The sequence below is a fragment of the Bartonella bennetti genome, from assembly GCF_045945445.1.
GTDB lineage: Bacteria > Pseudomonadota > Alphaproteobacteria > Rhizobiales > Rhizobiaceae > Bartonella.
The window spans coordinates 1,030,229-1,048,220 of sequence record NZ_CP174576.1; the positions used below are offsets into that span (position 1 = coordinate 1,030,229).

The 17,992-nt window shown below is 36.3% G+C and carries 17 protein-coding genes; 2 read left to right on the plus strand and 15 right to left on the minus strand.

Annotated features, from left to right (window positions below; all coding sequences use genetic code 11):
- Nucleotides 1-26: 26 nt before the first annotated feature.
- From ACJTDF_RS04610 to ACJTDF_RS04645, 8 genes are all read right to left on the minus strand, one after another.
- Nucleotides 27-1,280: a class I SAM-dependent RNA methyltransferase gene (locus ACJTDF_RS04610; protein WP_407965160.1), complete on the minus strand. Its 1,254-nt coding sequence runs from the start codon at nt 1,278-1,280 to the stop codon at nt 27-29.
- On the minus strand, nt 1,273-2,019 hold the full coding sequence (locus tag ACJTDF_RS04615) for a TlyA family RNA methyltransferase (protein ID WP_407965161.1): 747 nt from the start codon (nt 2,017-2,019) through the stop codon (nt 1,273-1,275). Before ACJTDF_RS04615 ends, ACJTDF_RS04610 begins: the two co-directional genes overlap by 8 nt.
- Before the next feature lie 2 nt (nt 2,020-2,021).
- Entirely contained in the window at nt 2,022-3,944 is a 1,923-nt protein-coding gene (gene dxs, locus ACJTDF_RS04620) for a 1-deoxy-D-xylulose-5-phosphate synthase (RefSeq protein ID WP_407965162.1), read from the minus strand.
- Nucleotides 3,945-4,385: 441 nt separating this feature from the next.
- Nucleotides 4,386-4,640, minus strand: coding sequence for an exodeoxyribonuclease VII small subunit (locus ACJTDF_RS04625; RefSeq protein WP_407965163.1), 255 nt, complete (start codon nt 4,638-4,640; stop codon nt 4,386-4,388).
- A gap of 7 nt (nt 4,641-4,647) precedes the next feature.
- Nucleotides 4,648-5,760, minus strand: coding sequence for a 3,4-dihydroxy-2-butanone-4-phosphate synthase (gene ribB, locus ACJTDF_RS04630; RefSeq protein ID WP_407965164.1), 1,113 nt, complete (start codon nt 5,758-5,760; stop codon nt 4,648-4,650).
- 436 nt (nt 5,761-6,196) lie between these two features.
- Nucleotides 6,197-6,340 carry a hypothetical protein gene (locus ACJTDF_RS04635; RefSeq protein ID WP_407965165.1) on the minus strand — a complete coding sequence of 48 codons (144 nt, stop codon included), beginning with the start codon at nt 6,338-6,340 and terminating at the stop codon, nt 6,197-6,199.
- 469 nt (nt 6,341-6,809) lie between these two features.
- Entirely contained in the window at nt 6,810-7,628 is an 819-nt protein-coding gene (fabI, locus tag ACJTDF_RS04640) for an enoyl-ACP reductase FabI (RefSeq protein WP_407965166.1), read from the minus strand.
- Between the two features lie 131 nt (nt 7,629-7,759).
- Entirely contained in the window at nt 7,760-8,650 is an 891-nt protein-coding gene (locus ACJTDF_RS04645; protein ID WP_407965167.1) for a DnaJ C-terminal domain-containing protein, read from the minus strand.
- A 307-nt stretch (nt 8,651-8,957) separates the two neighbouring features.
- On the opposite strand from ACJTDF_RS04645, the gene pdxH reads away from it, so the two are divergent.
- Nucleotides 8,958-9,581 (plus strand): pyridoxamine 5'-phosphate oxidase, encoded by a 624-nt coding sequence (gene pdxH, locus ACJTDF_RS04650; protein ID WP_407965168.1) that lies wholly within the window; start codon nt 8,958-8,960, stop codon nt 9,579-9,581.
- A 92-nt stretch (nt 9,582-9,673) separates the two neighbouring features.
- On the opposite strand, the gene ubiA is transcribed toward pdxH, so the two are convergent.
- Nucleotides 9,674-10,681: a 4-hydroxybenzoate octaprenyltransferase gene (gene ubiA / locus ACJTDF_RS04655; RefSeq protein ID WP_407965169.1), complete on the minus strand. Its 1,008-nt coding sequence runs from the start codon at nt 10,679-10,681 to the stop codon at nt 9,674-9,676.
- 90 nt (nt 10,682-10,771) lie between these two features.
- Between ubiA and purD the strand changes: the two genes are divergently transcribed.
- Nucleotides 10,772-12,046, plus strand: a complete 1,275-nt coding sequence (gene purD, locus ACJTDF_RS04660) for a phosphoribosylamine--glycine ligase (RefSeq protein WP_407965170.1) — start codon at nt 10,772-10,774, stop codon at nt 12,044-12,046.
- Nucleotides 12,047-12,050: 4 nt separating this feature from the next.
- Here purD and ACJTDF_RS04665 read toward each other — a convergent pair whose 3' ends face one another.
- The 6 genes from ACJTDF_RS04665 to ACJTDF_RS04690 all read right to left on the minus strand — a co-directional run bounded on the left by ACJTDF_RS04665 (nt 12,051) and on the right by ACJTDF_RS04690 (nt 17,893).
- Nucleotides 12,051-12,620, minus strand: a complete 570-nt coding sequence (locus tag ACJTDF_RS04665; RefSeq protein WP_407965171.1) for a YcxB family protein — start codon at nt 12,618-12,620, stop codon at nt 12,051-12,053.
- A gap of 121 nt (nt 12,621-12,741) precedes the next feature.
- The gene (locus tag ACJTDF_RS04670) at nt 12,742-13,272 is read right to left on the minus strand and encodes a DUF6101 family protein (RefSeq protein ID WP_407965172.1); all 531 of its coding nucleotides are present in this window, start codon (nt 13,270-13,272) and stop codon (nt 12,742-12,744) included.
- A 149-nt stretch (nt 13,273-13,421) separates the two neighbouring features.
- The gene (locus ACJTDF_RS04675) at nt 13,422-14,831 is read right to left on the minus strand and encodes an FAD-binding oxidoreductase (protein ID WP_407965173.1); all 1,410 of its coding nucleotides are present in this window, start codon (nt 14,829-14,831) and stop codon (nt 13,422-13,424) included.
- Between the two features lie 2 nt (nt 14,832-14,833).
- Complete coding sequence (locus tag ACJTDF_RS04680) at nt 14,834-15,796, minus strand: L-threonylcarbamoyladenylate synthase (RefSeq protein WP_407965174.1); 963 nt, start codon at nt 15,794-15,796, stop codon at nt 14,834-14,836.
- Complete coding sequence (locus ACJTDF_RS04685; protein WP_407965175.1) at nt 15,796-16,434, minus strand: ribonuclease HII; 639 nt, start codon at nt 16,432-16,434, stop codon at nt 15,796-15,798. Before ACJTDF_RS04685 ends, ACJTDF_RS04680 begins: the two co-directional genes overlap by 1 nt.
- A 667-nt stretch (nt 16,435-17,101) precedes the next feature.
- Nucleotides 17,102-17,893 (minus strand): energy transducer TonB, encoded by a 792-nt coding sequence (locus ACJTDF_RS04690; RefSeq protein ID WP_407965176.1) that lies wholly within the window; start codon nt 17,891-17,893, stop codon nt 17,102-17,104.
- Nucleotides 17,894-17,992 lie beyond the last annotated feature (99 nt).

Consider the following 17,992-nt stretch of genomic DNA (forward strand, 5'->3'; position numbering starts at 1 on the left):
TTTAAAAGAGTCTTTTTATTGTTTAGCTAAAGCTTCCAACTTTTCTTCTTTTTTCGTTTGCTTAAAGTTGCAACGACTTCAATATGAGGCGACCATAAAAATTGGTCAATTGGTACGACTTTTTCTATTGTATAACCACCAGCAACAAGAAGAGATAAATCACGAGCTAATGTAACAGGATTGCATGATATAGCTACCACACGTGCTACCGTTGTCTTGGCTAACTCATTTACCTGCTCCTCTGCACCAGAACGTGGTGGATCAAAAACAACACTATCAAAGCATTCGAGCTCCTTTGCAGAAAGTGGACGACGAAATAAGTCACGTTTTTCACAAACTACTGTTTTTAAACCAGTAGCAATACGTGCAGCTTGATCCAGATTGGCTAATGCTCTTCCATCGTTTTCTATTGCACGAACATTCATCTTTTTCGCCATACGTAAAGTAAAAGTTCCTACGCCTGCAAATAAATCAGCAGCATTTTTTGCTTTTTTTAAATGAGTTAAAACAATATCACCCATAATAGTTTCCGCTTCAAAAGTCGCTTGAAGAAAACCACCAATAGGAAATTCAACACAAATATCTCCAAAGTAAATCACCGGCTTTTCTTGTTCAATTAAGACTTCACCTTGAACAGATAAACGTGTAATTCCACATGAAAGAGCTACACGTATCATTTTTTGACGAACAAACTCATTTTGTACAACACAACCACTTACAGCAACATCAAAACCATTTTCAACAACTGTCACTGCCACATGAAATCGCTTAGCATTATTTTTTAAAAGAGCGCATATAGCCCTAATATCATCAAGTTTAGACAAAATCTCTGAACGAGTAACTGGACATTCTTTAATAGCTATAATATCATGAGATTGATAGCGGTTAAAACCAATAATATAGCTTTTTTGAGTCACAGATGCTGTTAAAGTAACTCGTCGACGGGTATGATTTCCACATTCAATTAATGGAGAAATAACAGCATCAAGACCATATCTTTTAAACGCATCAACAACCAATTGTTGCTTCCAAAAGTGATAAGCATTCAAATGCCAATGTTGAAGCATGCACCCTCCACATGCCTCAAAATGTTGACAAACAGCATCAACACGCTCTGATGATTTTTTTTTAAGAGTAATAGGCATACCGTATTTTCCATGAAGAGCAATATTAACTACCTCTCCAGGCAAAGTAAAAGGCACAGAAATTAAACCATATGCTGTTTTGGCAATACCATGGCCGTTCACGCCAATATGATCAATTATAACATCATTACTCACTTTTTTCTCCGAATAACAAATATTCTACATTACCGTCACCACCTGTGATAGGTGCAGGAAGCAAACCTTTTGCCGTCCATCCTATCTGAATATTCAGCCAATCGAAAAGATCTTCAGCGGTTCTTTTTGCGATTAATGGATCTTTCAATATCCCTCCCTTACCAATACCCGCTCGACCGACTTCAAATTGAGGTTTTACCAATAAAACTGCTTGGGCGCTCTTTTTTGTTAAAGACAAAACAGATGGTAATGCAAGTTTAAGAGAAATAAAACTGACATCTGATACAATAAGATCAATCTCACGACCACTTAAATGTTCCTGTTTCAAATCCCTAACATTCAGGCCCTCTAATAAGGTTACTGCACTGTTAGCAGATAAACGAGCATCAAATTGATTGTGACCAACATCAAGAGCAATCACATGAGCAGCTCCTCGTTCTAAAAGAACTTGCGTAAAACCACCTGTCGATGCGCCAACATCAATTGCAGTAATTTTATTTGTCATCACTGGAAACATATCAAGTGCATAAATAAGCTTTAATGCTGCCCGAGATACATAACTTTGCGCAGGATCAAAAACTGTAATTGTTGCGCCATCAGAAACCATTTTTCCAGCTTTAAAAACGATTTGTCCATCAACTTTAACTGTTTTTCGTGCAATTGCATCACGTGCCCGTGAACGAGTTGCAAAAAAATTTTTTTCAACTAAAAGAACATCCAGTCTTTTTGTGACTGTCATATTTATACTCGTTTTTGCAATATAGGCCGAAGCTTACGTCCTAAAGCACTAAAAACAGTATTAATAATACCTGTTGCATCAAGCCCAATCTGTGAGAGAACTTTATTTGGCGAACCATGATTTAAATATTCATCAGGGAACTTCAAGGTACGGACTTTTAAGCCATGCTCTAAGAGTCCTTCTTGCGCCAAAAACTGTAATAAGTGCGCTCCAAATCCACCTACCGCTCCTTCTTCAATTGTCACTAAGACTTCGTGCTCCCGTGCTAACCGACGCATCAAATCCTTATCCAAAGGCTTCGCAAACCTCGCATCTGCAACAGTCGTAGATAATCCTTCTGCCACTAATTCATCAGCTGCAATCAATACTTCCGACAATCGTGTCCCAAAACAAACCAGAGCGATCTTACTTCCTTCACATAAAACACGCCCTTTTCCAATTTCAAGCACTTCACCACGCTGCGGCAAATCCATACCAATACCCTCACCACGCGGATAACGAAAAGAAATAGGTCCCTGATCATAAGCTGCCGCCGTGCGCACCATATGCATAAGTTCAACCTCATCAGAAGGTGCCATAACCACAAAATCAGGAAGAGTTGCCAAAAAAACAATATCAAAACTCCCCGCATGCGTCGCACCATCTGCTCCAACAAAGCCTGCTCTATCAATAGCAAAACGCACCGGTAATTTTTGAAGCGATACATCATGGATAATCTGATCATAAGCACGCTGTAAAAAGGTAGAATAAATCGCAACAAAGGGTTTATACCCTTCACATGCAATACCTGCAGCAAAAGTTACAGCATGCTGTTCAGCAATACCAACATCAAACATCCTTTTTGGAAATTTTTCAGAAAAAGAGTCAAGCCCTGTTCCATTTGGCATTGCTGCCGTGATACCAACAATTTTATTATCATGTGTAGCCTCTTCTATTAAAGCTTGAGAGAACACTTTAGTATAAGAAAGAGAGTTACTTTGTGCTTTAACTTGTTTACCGGTAATGACATCAAAACGATTAACACCATGATATTTATCAGATGACGCTTCTGCAGGTGGATATCCTTTCCCTTTATGCGTTACCACATGCACTAAAACAGGTCCATCAGGACATTCGCGAACATTTTTCAGAACAGGTAACAAATGCCCAAAATTATGACCATCTATCGGTCCAACATAATAAAAGCCAAGCTCATCAAACAAGGTCCCTCCAACAAAAAAACTACGCGCAAATTCTTCTGAATAACGTGCTTTCTCCAAAAAGAATTTTGGTAACTTTTTGCTTAAAATCTTTATTCGTTCACGCAAACTGCGGTAAGATGGACGTGAAACCAATCGTGCAAGATGAGCGCTCATAGCACCCGTAGGAGATGCAATAGACATATCATTATCATTAAGGATAACAATCAAACGTGCATCCAAAGCACCAGCATTATTCATCGCTTCATAAGCCATACCTGCAGATATAGCACCATCACCAATCACAGAAATAATGTTGCGTCTTTCTTCAGCTTCCAATGCACTAACCATTGCCATACCAAGACCCGCTGAAATAGAAGTGGAAGAATGACCTGCGCCAAATGGATCATACACACTTTCTGAACGTTTTGTAAAACCTGATAGACCACCCTCTTGACGTAATGTGCGAATTCTATCTCTGCGACCAGTTAAAATTTTATGAGGATAGGTCTGATGACCAACATCCCAAATAATCCTATCATCAGGTGTATTAAAAACATAATGTAGCGCAATAGTGAGTTCAACAACACCGAGCCCTGCCCCAAGATGACCGCCTGTTACAGAAACTGCATTAATTGTCTCGGCGCGTAATTCATGAGCCAACTGTAGCAAATCAGACTCCGGTAACACTCGCAAATCTTGCGGTAAATGAATCAGATCAAGCAGTGGCGTTAATGGGCGAGACAAAAAGAACTCCTTATATTATTAATATAGAGCAATCAATTATGTTATCTTATTCTTTCTATACTTTTTTAGAATCCATACCTTAACAAGTGTTTCAATTGCTGGTTCTTTATAAAAACGGTCCTGTATGAACAGAATATAAAAGAATAAATAATGATTTAGATATCATGATGTATGCGAATATTCAATGAAGTGTAGATAGCTCTTATCGCAACACTCTATACCCTGCATAATAATATTTTTATCAATCACTTATTATCAAGAAAAAGAAAATATTGATAAACATAGTGTGTGGTAATTATATGGATATAATTATAAGCATATATTTTGACCATTCATATGCATACTTTTGACTCGCTTATATAAAAAAATGAGATTAATAAGTTTACTTCATACGAGTTTTTTGTACTTTTTGTACTCAATCAAATAAAAAAATCACTTATATCATTCAGGATCTAGTGGTTGTACACCCTCGGGTTTTCCCTCATCTGAAAGTTGAATTTTTTCAACTTTAGCTTCAGCTACTTTTAGTAACCTATCGCAATGATTTTTAAGAGCTTCACCACGTTCGTAAATATCAATCGACTGTTCCAAAGGAACATCTCCACGTTCTAAATTTTCAACAATCGCTTCAAGTTGTTTAAGTGCTTCCTCAAAACTCAACGTAGCAATATCTTCTTTTTTTGTGTCTTGCTTCATGTAATCCTCACAAGATATCTGTTCTAGATATGCGAATTCCAAAACCTTCTAAACCAACATAATGACGTTCTTTAGAAGCATAGACAATAACAGAACTAATCCCTAAATGTCTCAAAATTTGCGCTCCTAAACCAATTTGGCGCCACTCTTTTTCACGTTCAATGGCCTGCATATGATTTTCTAAATCTCTTTTCGTTATTTCCTGATTATCAATAGCTGATTGACAATCAACACCAACAAACCCTCCTCGCAGATAAACAAATACACCGCGTTTCTCTTCTTCTACCATACGACGCATAATAACTTCAATATTTGATGCTTGACCAAAAACATCATTTAAAATGTTTTCACGGTGCAAACGTACCGGAATATCCTCACCATCACGGATATCACCAAAAACAATCGCAACATGCTGCACCGTCTCCCAAGGCAGTTGATAACTTTGAACTACAGCCGGCCCTACAGATGTTTCAATTTGCATTTCTCCGACATGTTTTATCAGCGTCTCTTTACGCTGACGATAAGCAATAAGATCTGCAACTGTTATTGTATGCAACTGATGATTCTGTGCAAACTTTATAACCTCATCTCCATGTTTAACACTCCCATCATCATTGACTAATTCACCAATCACACCAACTGGTGGCAAACCAGCTAATTTACATAAATCAACTGCAGCCTCAGTATGTCCTGACCGCATCAGAACACCACCTTCATGTGCAATTAAAGGAAAAATATGTCCGGGACGCACAAAATCATTAGCATTAGCATTTGGATTAGCAAGATTACGAACTGCTAATGTACGATCGTGTGCTGAAATCCCTGTTGTTATTCCATATTTAAAATCAACAGTAACAGTAAACTTGGTACAGTGCATTGAATCATTATCTGATACCATAGGAGCTAAATTTAATCGTTGTGCTTCCTCCTTCGGTAAGGGCGCACAAACAATACCGGATGTATAACGCATAATAAACGCCATTTTTTTTTCTGTACAATGAACAGCAGCAACGATTAAGTCGCCTTCATTTTCGCGATCATTATCATCCATAACCACAACAATTTCGCCGCGTTCAAAAGCTTGAATAGCAGAAACAACTTTTTTCTGATTATAAATCATTGCTTTTCCTTCCTATACAACCGATTTGACCGCGATACCTCAGCTAATAATCAGCAATAGCAAAAGGAATCATTGTTTCACCAACAAGAACAACCCGAATCATAGCATTCGTTTGTGATAACATCCACGTTTTTACCATCAACATCAATTGAACAACGGAAAGTTAAAATCGATGAATGAGCTTAACTGCAAAATACATCACCATCACCAATTTCAACACCATTAAAACTGCATTAATTAACATTAAAAACGATACAATATCCTGATTCAGTCTTGCACAAATTAGATATTCCTAACCATGATGAAACATTTTCTGTAATAATCTCAATAACAGTATCAACGAACAATCCATCTTTAAGTAATTTATCCATATAATCAGTGAAAACACTCGCTCCATAAGCAGCAAGTGTAAAAAAGGATTATTATAGACCTTTAACTAATTCCATCGATCACAATTAATATGATGGGGGACAATCACTATCACAGCGCCCCAAATAATCAAATCAAGAATAATTTTACGTACAAATATATGTGCTGCAACATGCTCGACTGTTTCATGTGTTGAAGCACACCCACTCAATAATAAGGAATTCTATATTATAATCCTCTGATTGCTATCTGTATCTTAGAAAAAAATTGAAACTGGTGTTCCTGTTATTACTAAGTTTGTAACATCAACCTGAGTTACAACTCCCGAAAGAAGCTCTATCTGACTTAATTCTCAACGTTGTGTTCCATATTTTGATTGTCCTGATCACTGTATCAAGATATGCTTGAATTCCTGTAAGAGTGAAAATAATCCCTGGAGAACAACTATCAATAATACACTCAACGTAACTCTATAACTCTCATAGCATATTATCACATGATAACAAATGACCCCAATATATATGGGACATGGAAACAGTTTCATTCTTAAAATATACCGAACCACAGAATACATATAACCATATGTACATTGAGCTGCAAATAAAACCGTCTCACCTAAGATTATTATTTAACCACTTCAACTTTAGTCAAATCGCCGCTGATAAAGTGAGCTTGCCTCCCTACTCTTTAATAACGGAAATATCTGGTGCATCAACAGCTTTCATACCTATAATATGATACCCTGAATCTACATGGTGCACCTCTCCCGTAACAGAACGAGATAAATCCGAAAGAAAGTATAGCGCAGAATCACCAACCTCTTCTATTGTCACTGTACGACGTAAAGGAGCATTATACTCATTCCATTTAAGAATATAACGAAAGTCACCAATACCAGAAGCAGCCAACGTTTTTATAGGCCCTGCCGACAAAGCATTAACACGAATATTCTTCGGTCCCAAATCTACAGCTAAATACTTTACGCTAGCCTCAAGAGCAGCCTTAGCAACCCCCATCACATTATAGTTAGGAACAACTTTCTCAGCACCATAATAAGTCAGTGTTAAAATTGAACCACCATCTGACATCAACTTTTCCGCACGTTGTGTAAGAGCTGTCAAAGAATAAACAGAAATATTCATTGTCATCATAAAATTTGATTCGCTGACATCAAGATAACGACCGCTTAATTCATCTTTGTCAGAAAAACCAATAGCATGAACTAAAAAATCAAGCTTACCCCATCTTTTCTCTATTTCATTAAAAACTGCGTCAATAGATTTACTATCAGATACATCACAATGACCGCAAACAATTCCTCTCACTTCTTCGGCCAAAGGCTCAACACGCTTCTTCAATGCTTCACCTTGATAGGTAAAAGCAAGCTCTGCCCCTGCAGCACTTGCTGCCTTAGCTATCCCCCAAGCGATAGATCGATTATTGGCCAACCCCAAAATTAGACCACGCTTACCGCATAATAAATTACCACTATTAGCCATTAGCATTGCCTCATTGCAACTAAAAATTAACATTACCCATTTGCCTATGGCACAGGTAAACTTTTTCTTCAAGCAGTTGGTTTAAAATCAACTCAAAACTATAATTTTGTACTATAAAAAATCTTAATCTTTTATTTTTGAAAAAACTGTTCTAATGCGTGATCTTTTTGGGGTAACATGATACGAACATGCACAAAAAGATCATCTCTTTCTCCATTTTTTAAATGAAGCCCTTTCCCTTTTAACCGTAAAACACGATCAGAACTTGACCATGCAGGAATTGTTACAACGACACGCCCTTCTAATGTCTGAATTTCCTCTTTTGCCCCCAATACAGCATGCTTAAGAGGAATTGGTAAATCAAGATGAAGTGCCCTTCCTTCAACTCGTAAATGAGGATGTTTCTGAATGTAAACCGTTACCAACGCATCTCCTGATTGTCCGTACGGTACTTTTTCTCCCTGACCTTTTAAACGGATAGTTTGTCCATCCTCAACATAAATTGGGAGCTTAATTTTTAGTCTTTTGCCATTAGGAAAAATTGTTTCCACCTTTTCTGCACCAACCATCTGTTCCAAGGTTACGGAAAGACTGGTACGAATATGAGCTCCTTGTTGAGGCTGATTATGTTGTGTAGAATTTGAAAAATTTCTTCCTCTTCCAAATAAATCACGAAAAATATCACTTGCATCAAAACCTACACCACCTGAAGAACTAAAATCAAATCCCCTTGTACTTCCTGAAAAAGGATTATGTCCATCTCTAAAATGCCCTCCAGCACCATAAGCTTGATGAAGTGGTTTTCCTTCTGCATCAATTTCACCGCGATCAAATTGTATCTTTTTATCTTTATCTCCTATAATTTCATAGGCTTGATTCACTTCAGCAAACTTTTCTTTAGCCTTCACATCACCCATATTATGATCTGGATGATATTTTTTTGCTAGTTTTCTGAATGCAGATTTAATCTCTTGCGGTTTTGCAGTGCGTGCCACACCTAGAACCGTATAAGGATCACGCATATTGTCCTCTTTCCAGCTTTGTCATTTTTAATATTAACCGGTATATTTTTATAACTTTATTCTTGAATCAATTTAACTAAAGTAATTTCTATTTTATCTATATGTTTATAAATAAATGAAAATACCATATGGAATAAATATTTTATATCCAATATAATGTATTGTAACCCGTACTAAAACTAACATCGTTGAAAAATTGTGATAAATTAATTTTAAAAAATAAAAAAACAGCCTTTTGTCATTGTCAGCTGATAGAAAAAACGAATCAGATAATCTGCCATTCGCGCTAATTGATAGCAAGTCCATTATGAACAACACAACACAAACAGATGATAATTTTGCGCAAATGCAAGAACCCTTTGTACTTTTTACACGTTGGCTTGAAGAAGCAACGACAAGCGAAATCAATGATCCAAATGCTATGGCTTTAGCAACAGTAGATGCAACAGGCTTACCTAATGTTCGTATGGTTCTTCTCAAAGATTTTAGTTCTAAAGGATTTATCTTCTATACAAACTATGAAAGTTGCAAAGGACAAGAAATTTTAGCATCAATGAAAGCGTCCTTAGGCTTTCATTGGAAATCACTCCGTCGTCAAGTTAGAATCAGAGGAATCGTTGAGAAAGTCAACACTGAGGAAGCAGATGCATATTTTCAATCACGTTCACGTGAAAGCCAAATTGGTGCATGGGCGTCTAAACAATCTCAAATATTAGACAACCGCTTTACCCTTGAAAAAGAAATCGCTAAATATACTGCACAATATGCTGCAGAAAAAATCCCACGCCCGCCTCACTGGTCTGGATTCTGTGTAAATCCTTTATCTATTGAATTCTGGTGTGATCGTCCATTCCGTTTACATGATCGCTTACTCTTTACACGAGCCTCAATTAAACAAAATAACTGGAAGAAGCAAAAACTCTACCCCTAATTCTCAAGCTCTTAAAGCAATACACTTCTGTTTATATTACAACAAATTTCTGTTTTAATAACATTATAGATTATTTCATATTACCATAAATATCACAAAATTATCGAATACAGTACTGTCGAAATTCCTCCACACATCAAACCAGCGAAGATCAAAAAACCAACAAACGAATTAGACTTGAAAAGCTGTAAACATTGCAAACTGTTGTCGATATCAATAACTTTAATTTGTATAAACATATGGATAGCTGCAATTAAAATCCCTAAAAAACTCAGAATAGGGACTTGCGCCAGATAAAATGCCAAGCTAGTTAAAATTACAAAACCACCATATAAAAGTACCAATGCATATTTAGTTTTTTTACCAAAGAGAAGTGCTGTAGAGCGAACACCAACAATCACATCGTCATCTTTATCTTGATGAGCGTAAATTGTATCATAGCCTATCGTCCATAAAATTGAGCCTATATAAAGTGCTATTGGTGCCCAACTTAAACTGCCATGCACAGCAGCCCATCCCATTAATGCTCCCCAATTAAATGCAACACCTAAAAAAAATTGCGGCCAATTTGTTATACGTTTCATAAAAGGGTAAAATGCAACTGCTACCAATGATGAAAGACCTAAAAAAAAAGTAAATACATTAAATTGCAATAAAACACCTAAGCCTATAATACATTGTATTAATATGAAGATTTTTGCATGAAACCGACTCACTTGCCCCGTAGGCAATGGACGAGAACGTGTTCGCTCTATTTGAGAATCAATTTCTTGATCAACAAGGTCATTCCATGTACAACCTGCACCCCGCATAGCTATAGAGCCTACAAAGAATAAAAAAAGATACCAAGCCCAATTAATGACAATCGACAAAATAGATAATTGTGATATCTCATAAGAAAAAATAGCCATAGTTGTTGACCAAAAACAAGGCCACATCAATAATTTCCATCCAATAGGCCTATCCCATCGAGCTAATTGAGCGTATAACCATAAAGAACAAGGAAGAAAATCATAAACCCACTGTTTTGGAGCTGCATCCATAACTCGTCCCTGCTTCTCATAGGACTGAATATGCAAAATATCTTTACTTTTTTTCATTAAATGATTTTACCTTTAAACTTGCAATAGAAATATTTCATTCTTATGACAAATAATTAATTTAACCATCTTCTATGATAGGAGCAAGCAATGAACGTTCTTCTTATAGGTTCAGGCGGACGAGAACATGCTTTAGCATGGAAAATAGCGGCATCTCCATTGCTAACGAAATTATATTGTACTCCCGGAAATCCTGCAACAATGGAATTTGGTACAAATATTAATTTGGACATTGATGATCATTGTAGTGTCATTGAGTTTTGTAAAAAAAATGCCATTGATCTCGTAGTTGTTGGTCCAGAAGCTCCATTAGTAGCGGGTATAACAGATGCTCTTAATGCAGCTAATATCTGTGTATTCGGACCGAATCAAAAAGCTGCTCAGTTAGAAGGCTCAAAAGGTTTTACAAAAGACTTGTGTTACAGAAATAACATTCCTACAGCTCCTTATCAACGCTTTGATAATGCTTTGAAAGCTAAATCTTATATTCAGCAACAAGGTGTTCCTATTGTTATTAAAGCTGATGGCTTAGCTGCTGGTAAAGGCGTTGTAGTTGCTGTAACAATGGAAGAAGCGTTTGATGCAATTGATGCCTGTTTTGAAGGTACATTTGGCGATGCAGGAAAAGAAGTAGTTGTTGAAGCTTATCTAGAGGGAGAAGAAACAAGTTTTTTCTGCCTTTGTGACGGTAAAGTAGCTATCCCCTTTGGATCTGCACAAGATCATAAACGTGTTGGTGATGGTGATACGGGTGTCAATACAGGTGGTATGGGTGCTTATTCACCGGCTCCTATAATGACCGAAGAAATCGTTAACCGTACTCTTCAAGAAATTGTTACACCAGCTTTACGCGGTCTAACTGAAATGGATATATCTTTTAGGGGTATTCTCTTCGTTGGATTGATGATAACACAAAAAGGTCCCCAATTAATTGAATTTAATGTGCGATTTGGTGATCCTGAATGCCAAGTTTTAATGATGCGTCTAAAAGATGACATTCTTCCACTTTTTCTTACAGCTGCTCAAGGAAATCTTAAAAAGAAAAATCTTCAATGGTCTGAAGAAACCGCTTTAACAGTTGTTATGGCCGCTAATGGTTATCCTTTTTCTCCTCAAAAAGGTAGTGTGATTCGCAATATTGATAAAGCAGATTCTCTTCCTAATGTAAAAATTTTTCAAGCCGGTACAGCCTTACGTAATGGGGAATTAATTGCGAATAGCGGACGTGTTTTAAATATAACAGCAATAGGAAAAACCATAAAACTCGCTCAAAAACGCGCTTACGAAGCGGTCGACTATATTGATTGGCCACAAGGTTTTGTACGCCGTGATATTGGATGGCGTGCTATTATGCGGGAAAACTAGACTTTTAAAGTCTTTTTTTAGGACTCGTAATTTCACGTGATAGAATAGTACGTAAATCGGCTAACTGCTCTTTAGTCATCATAGCTTTAGGGAGAATGTTGAATTTTTCTTCTGAAATATAAAGTGCTATAAAATTTGGATACTCATGCCAATCATAAAACAGACGAAAAGGATAAGTACCCTGTATATAAGAATTTCGAATCGCAAGCGCATGATCATCCCATTGCCATATTTGTTTAAGGCTTATTTGTTGATTATTTTTTACTAAACGAGATGCTTTATGATTTACTAAAACATAATAATTCAATGTCCAAATAACGCAAATAATTGCAGCATAAATGCAAGCTGTTTTGATAAAAGATTTTCCCCAATAATGCGTCCAATTTTGCCCCTCAATCATGATGAGAAAACCACAATAAATAACAACACAAATCAGCCACAATATTAATAAATATAAAAATGTCTTCAATCTTCTGATATAACGACGGCAATGTGCTTTTTGCGCTTCTATTGCCTTCTTTTGATCAAGCTCAAAAACAAGCACACGCATTTTCATTTTTTCTGAATGTTTCAAATACGTAAAATTCTTTTCTATTTTTATTAGATAGGAATCTAATTATCATTGAATAAAAAGTCAAAACACAAATGAAGTAAATATACATGACTGCACAGCACATAAAAAATTAACACATATCTCACTGCAACACAGTTTGATTGTCAATCCTCAAACGTAAACCTAATGAATTATGGCCACGAAGTAAAAAACGTTTCTGTACAGAAATAGGTGATACCATGTGAAAAAATTGATGTACAACAGAACGATCTTGAACCTTAATAATACTGTTATATTCATCAATCATAAGCATAGGAAGATTGTAAATCTGCGTCCACAATCGCCAATCCAGAAAAACATTATTTAATTTTCTAGAAACTAAAAGTGGAATACAAATCTCCTCATCTACGTGGAATAGCTCTAATGTTATGGCTTTCTCACCTGAGAGAGTGTCTACTATACGCGCTGCAATTCCCCTAAAATGGTGAGCTGGGATCAAATGTGACAGACCTGAGGAAGCCCCAAATTTAAAAAAAACACCACATTTATTTAATGAACAAACTATTTGATTACCCGTTTTTGATACAAAATATGTCGTTATTTGTGGCAAATGGCACGGATCTAGTCGAAACTCAAGCACCGCCTTTGCCTGATTAAAGCATTGATTAGCCATATACACTGTTCCCAATTTTTTTCAATAACCCAGGCAATCTAGCAGATTTTCTTCATTGGATTATTAACAAAATTATATAAAAAAACTTAGTTTCTTTTTGGTTATTAAATTCTAAATAAAAATGCCAAAAAATATTTATTCTTCTGGAATTATAATATTTTTCCAGGATTCATAATCCCTAAAGGGTCAAACAATTTCTTAATCTCTTGCATAATTTCTAATGAAACAGGAGATTTAAAAGTACGTAGTTCTTCTCGTTTAAGCTGACCAATTCCATGTTCAGCAGAAAATGTTCCCTGATATTGCATTGCTAAACAATGAATACGATGGCTTATTTTCGGCCATAATTTTAAAAATGCTGTAGTATCCGCTCCAATTGGTTGCGTAATATTATAATGAAGATTCCCATCACCCACATGTCCGAAACAAACTACTCGTGCACCTGGTATCATTTCTTCAATAATAAGAGCAGACTCAGCAATAAAATCAGGAATGAAAGCAATAGGTATAGCAATATCATGCTTAATAGATCCTCCTGCTAATTTCTGTGCAGATGATATACTTTCACGCAATTGCCAAAAAAAATCTTGCTGTTTTAATGATTGTGCAATAACTGCATCATCAATAATAGAATTTTTTAAAGCCATTTCTAAAACAACATGCAATGCTGATAATGCATCATTGTCATTCCGTGATGATGACATATTAATCAAAACATACCATTCATGCTCATGATCAAAAGGAGATTGGGTACACATCTTATAATTTAAAGCCATTTGAAAACTAAGTTTTCCCATGAGCTCAAAACCAGTCAATAACGTCCCCCCGTAGCATTGAGCAAGAGACAAAAGCTCTACAACTTTCGCTGGACTATCTAAGCCTACAAGAGCAACCTCTTTCCCTTTTGGTTTTGGAAAAAGCTTTAAAACTGCTGCAGTAATAACCCCTAAAGTCCCTTCAGCACCAATAAAAAGATCTTTCAGATTATAACCGCTATTATCTTTCTTAACAAATCGCAAATCATCCAAAACACGTCCATCAGGTAAAACGACTTCTAGACCAAGACAAAGATCACGCATATTACCATAAGCTAAGACCCCCGTTCCTCCCGCATTAGAAGATAGATTTCCTCCTATCTGACAAGATTCTTCAGAAGCCAAAGAAAGAGGAAAAAAACGATTCATTTCATCGGCTTTTTTTTGTAATGTTTGTAGAACAACTCCAGCCTCCACTACAGCAAAATTACCCTTAAGATCCAATGATCGAATCCTGTTTAAACGTTCCATAGATAAAATAACACTGTGCCCGCTATTATCAGGCAGCTGAGCACCTACAAGACCAGTATTTCCTCCTTGAGGAACAATCGGCGTACACGTTTGACTAGCCAATTGCATAATCAATGATACTTCTTTTGTGGAAGATGGTCGTAAAAGTAATGGCGTTTTTCCATGAAAAAGTCGGCGATTTTCAAATAAATAAGGTGTAATCAATGCTTGATCTGTTATAGCATATTCAGAACCGACAATGCTTCTAAAAGACTCAATCAAACCTTGCTCCATTTTTATTTCCCTTTTGGAGCTGCAGCGCGTATTAAACGATCATTAATAGCTTCCCCCAATCCATAAAATGGGATAGGCTCCACTGCAATGCACTTCACTTTAGGTAAATCTAATTGCTGCATATACTGGAATAAATGGAACGCAGCTTCTTCTAATCGACCACTTTCACTAAGATTTAGAACAGCGACAGCATTTTCAACACCCTCAACACGTTTAGCCCCAAATGCTAACAATGCTTCGCCGCTTTCCACCTTTTTTACATTTAAACGCATAGAAGTATTAGGTGCATAATGTGACCTTAACATCCCCGGAGCTTCAATTGCAGTCTGCTGATCCAAACGTTTTACAGGCTTCTTTGCCACTTTTGCAATTTCTTCAATAGCTAATCCTCCCGGACGCAATAAATAAACATTTTCATCACAAATCTTAATAATCGTTGATTCAAGGCCTATTTTTGAAGCTCCACCATCAATAATTAAAGGCACTGATGTTCCTAAAGATGTAAATACAGATATAGCTGAAGTAGGACTCAATTTTCCTGATTGATTAGCACTAGGTGCAGCTAAAGGACGCCCAAAATGCCGAATAACTTCTGCAAAGCCTCCTTTGGGAAAACGAACAGCCAATGTATTAAGACCAGCAGTTGTCAAAGGATGAATATTATGATGAGCCTTTAACGGTAGAACCACGGTTAAAGGACCTGGCCAAAATGCCTCCATTAACCGACGTGAAAGAAAATCAATTGTCACATAACACTCTGCCATAACTATGTCACTTACATGAACAATAAGGGGATTAAAAAATGGACGTCCCTTTGTAGAAAAAATAGACGCTACAGCTTTTCCATTTGTCGCATCACCAGCTAATCCATAAACGGTTTCTGTTGGCAAAGCTACTAATTGTCCCTGTTGAAGAATCGTAACTGCTTGGTTTATTGCAGCACTATTAAATGGTAAAATTGCCATTAAATACTATCCTTATAGCGTTCTTTAAGAGGAGAAAAACTATAACGATGTAATCTTACAATAGGTCCATACTTATCAATAGCTGCACGATGTGCTACCGTTCCATAACCCACATGCTTCTCTAAACCATAATTTTGATAAACCCGTCCAGCGTATTGCATCATCCTATCACGAATCACTTTAGCTATAATAGATGCCGCCGCAATTGAAACCGAAGACTGATCACCTTTAATCAAAGCAATTGCAGGACAGGGCAAATTAGAAGGAATATCACGCCCATCGATCAACGCGTAATGTGCTGAAATGGCAAGTCCTGTAACACAACGCTGCATTGCTTCTAAAGTCGCTTTTCTAATATCAGACTTATCAATTGTCCGAGCACAAAGACTAGCAACCGAAATCGCTAATGCATTTTGCAAAATTTCATAATAAAGTCTATTACGTTGTTGTCTAGAGAGCTTTTTTGAATCATTCAAGCCTTCAGGAATACGGTCTTTATCTAACACAACTGCTGCCGTCACTACAGGCCCAGCTAAAGGCCCACGTCCAACTTCATCAACACCTGCTACATAAAAGAAACCTTTTTTTTGCAAATCCAATTCATATGAAAAATTTGGCTGAAACGGTACATTAAACATATCTGAAAATCACGAATATGAAAAAACATACATCCATTTTTGCATCACTACCCATTTTCTGCAAACCTTATAATAAATTATTACCATTTAGCATAACAGTTAAATAATTTACCTTAATTTTTATATAAACGCATTGCTTATTTTCTGTGTACAACAAAATAGTTCTACTTTTAAAAGTAATGACTTCCTTCCTTTTTTACTGACGTTCTCTATCTCTTCTCATTGAGTATCTAGAAAGAATATGCGCATAAATTTCAGTTAGCCCTTCAATCTTAACAAAAATTATAAACTAATCAGTTTTTATTGGGTAACATACACTTTTTCTTCAAGGACATATTCACAGTAATCTCAGTTTCGTAAATCTCGCAAAGCGAATTTTGCCATAAAGTTAAGCGTTTTTAACAACCTTCTCTTCCATAAGTCCCTATATAGTCATAACTGCGTCTTTGTTATAGACGTAAACGTTTTTAGTAACTTAGATATGTAATCAGAAATATTGATAGTGTTATAAACTTTTCTACCTCTATAAATCTAACAGAAGCTATCATGAAATCAGTTAATCCCATTCTCGATACGACCATGAATACCACAAGGCCCAATAATATTATCCTCCTGAAAAACGTAAATACGATATAAGATATGATTTTGTATAGTAATTTTACTTTCTTTAATTAAAAACCAAAGATACTCTGATAGTTTTATTCACCATTTCACGTGGTGGGGGAGGAAACATGTCAATACGTTTAAGTGCTGTCATAGCCAACCAATCAAGTTCCCGACTACCAGAAGAAAATATAACGCGGTTGGCAAAAATATCTCCTTGTTCACGCACCTTAAATTCCAACTGCACGACTCCCTGTACGCTACTAATACGCTGTCCTACAATGTAACTTTTTTGTTTTTCTAACTGTTTTTGTACCTTTGCTAACCAATGTTCTGATAATGCACTATCAAGTGCCATTGTATTACTATCCCTGCTTACAGCAAATGAATGTGCTTTTTTACCATTAATTTTCTTCTCTGTAATATTCAGTGTTGATGAGCGCTTTTTTATAAAAACTTTACGATTTATCTTTGACGGAGAAGATCTTTCCAAAGGTTTCAGCACTGTAAAATCATCTTTTTTTACGGTAGACTGAAGCTCTTTCGTAATCTGATGCTCTTTTGATAGAGAATTCTCTGGTCGAGCTTCACTAAGTTCTGGTTTTAATATTTCTTCTTCCTTTAAAACATTAAACTCTAATATTTCTGAATCTGGATTAACATCAGAGTGCATAATTTCTGGTACAACAATTAACATAGCCATCGGTGAGAATACAAACCCATTTACATGAATACTCTTAGAATAAAATCGTGCTCCTACTCCAACATGTAAAGCAAGAGCACACCCAAAAGCACCTATCCAAAGAGCTGACATTCGCCAAATACTTGCACCCTTCATCATCTCATCTATCACCATATAATCGATGCTTAATTTTATTAAAACAGGTCGTCTTTAAAGCACAACTTTTTTCTTGACGATTTTTATCATGTTTAATATGATCGCGTTAATAGCTAT

Coding starts and splice junctions, on each gene's coding strand:
- ACJTDF_RS04625 (WP_407965163.1), bottom strand. CDS start 4,640: ATGAAGCAAGACACAAAAAAAGAAGATATTGCTACGTTGAGTTTTGAG.
- ACJTDF_RS04690 (WP_407965176.1), bottom strand. CDS start 17,893: ATGGTGATAGATGAGATGATGAAGGGTGCAAGTATTTGGCGAATGTCA.
- ACJTDF_RS04685 (WP_407965175.1), bottom strand. CDS start 16,434: ATGTTTAATGTACCGTTTCAGCCAAATTTTTCATATGAATTGGATTTG.
- ACJTDF_RS04670 (WP_407965172.1), bottom strand. CDS start 13,272: ATGGCTAATCAATGCTTTAATCAGGCAAAGGCGGTGCTTGAGTTTCGA.
- fabI (WP_407965166.1), bottom strand. CDS start 7,628: ATGGCTAATAGTGGTAATTTATTATGCGGTAAGCGTGGTCTAATTTTG.
- ACJTDF_RS04675 (WP_407965173.1), bottom strand. CDS start 14,831: ATGGAGCAAGGTTTGATTGAGTCTTTTAGAAGCATTGTCGGTTCTGAA.
- ACJTDF_RS04615 (WP_407965161.1), bottom strand. CDS start 2,019: ATGACAGTCACAAAAAGACTGGATGTTCTTTTAGTTGAAAAAAATTTT.
- ubiA (WP_407965169.1), bottom strand. CDS start 10,681: ATGAAAAAAAGTAAAGATATTTTGCATATTCAGTCCTATGAGAAGCAG.
- ACJTDF_RS04645 (WP_407965167.1), bottom strand. CDS start 8,650: ATGCGTGATCCTTATACGGTTCTAGGTGTGGCACGCACTGCAAAACCG.
- ACJTDF_RS04680 (WP_407965174.1), bottom strand. CDS start 15,796: ATGGCAATTTTACCATTTAATAGTGCTGCAATAAACCAAGCAGTTACG.
- pdxH (WP_407965168.1), top strand. CDS start 8,958: ATGAACAACACAACACAAACAGATGATAATTTTGCGCAAATGCAAGAA.
- purD (WP_407965170.1), top strand. CDS start 10,772: ATGAACGTTCTTCTTATAGGTTCAGGCGGACGAGAACATGCTTTAGCA.
- ribB (WP_407965164.1), bottom strand. CDS start 5,760: ATGATTTATAATCAGAAAAAAGTTGTTTCTGCTATTCAAGCTTTTGAA.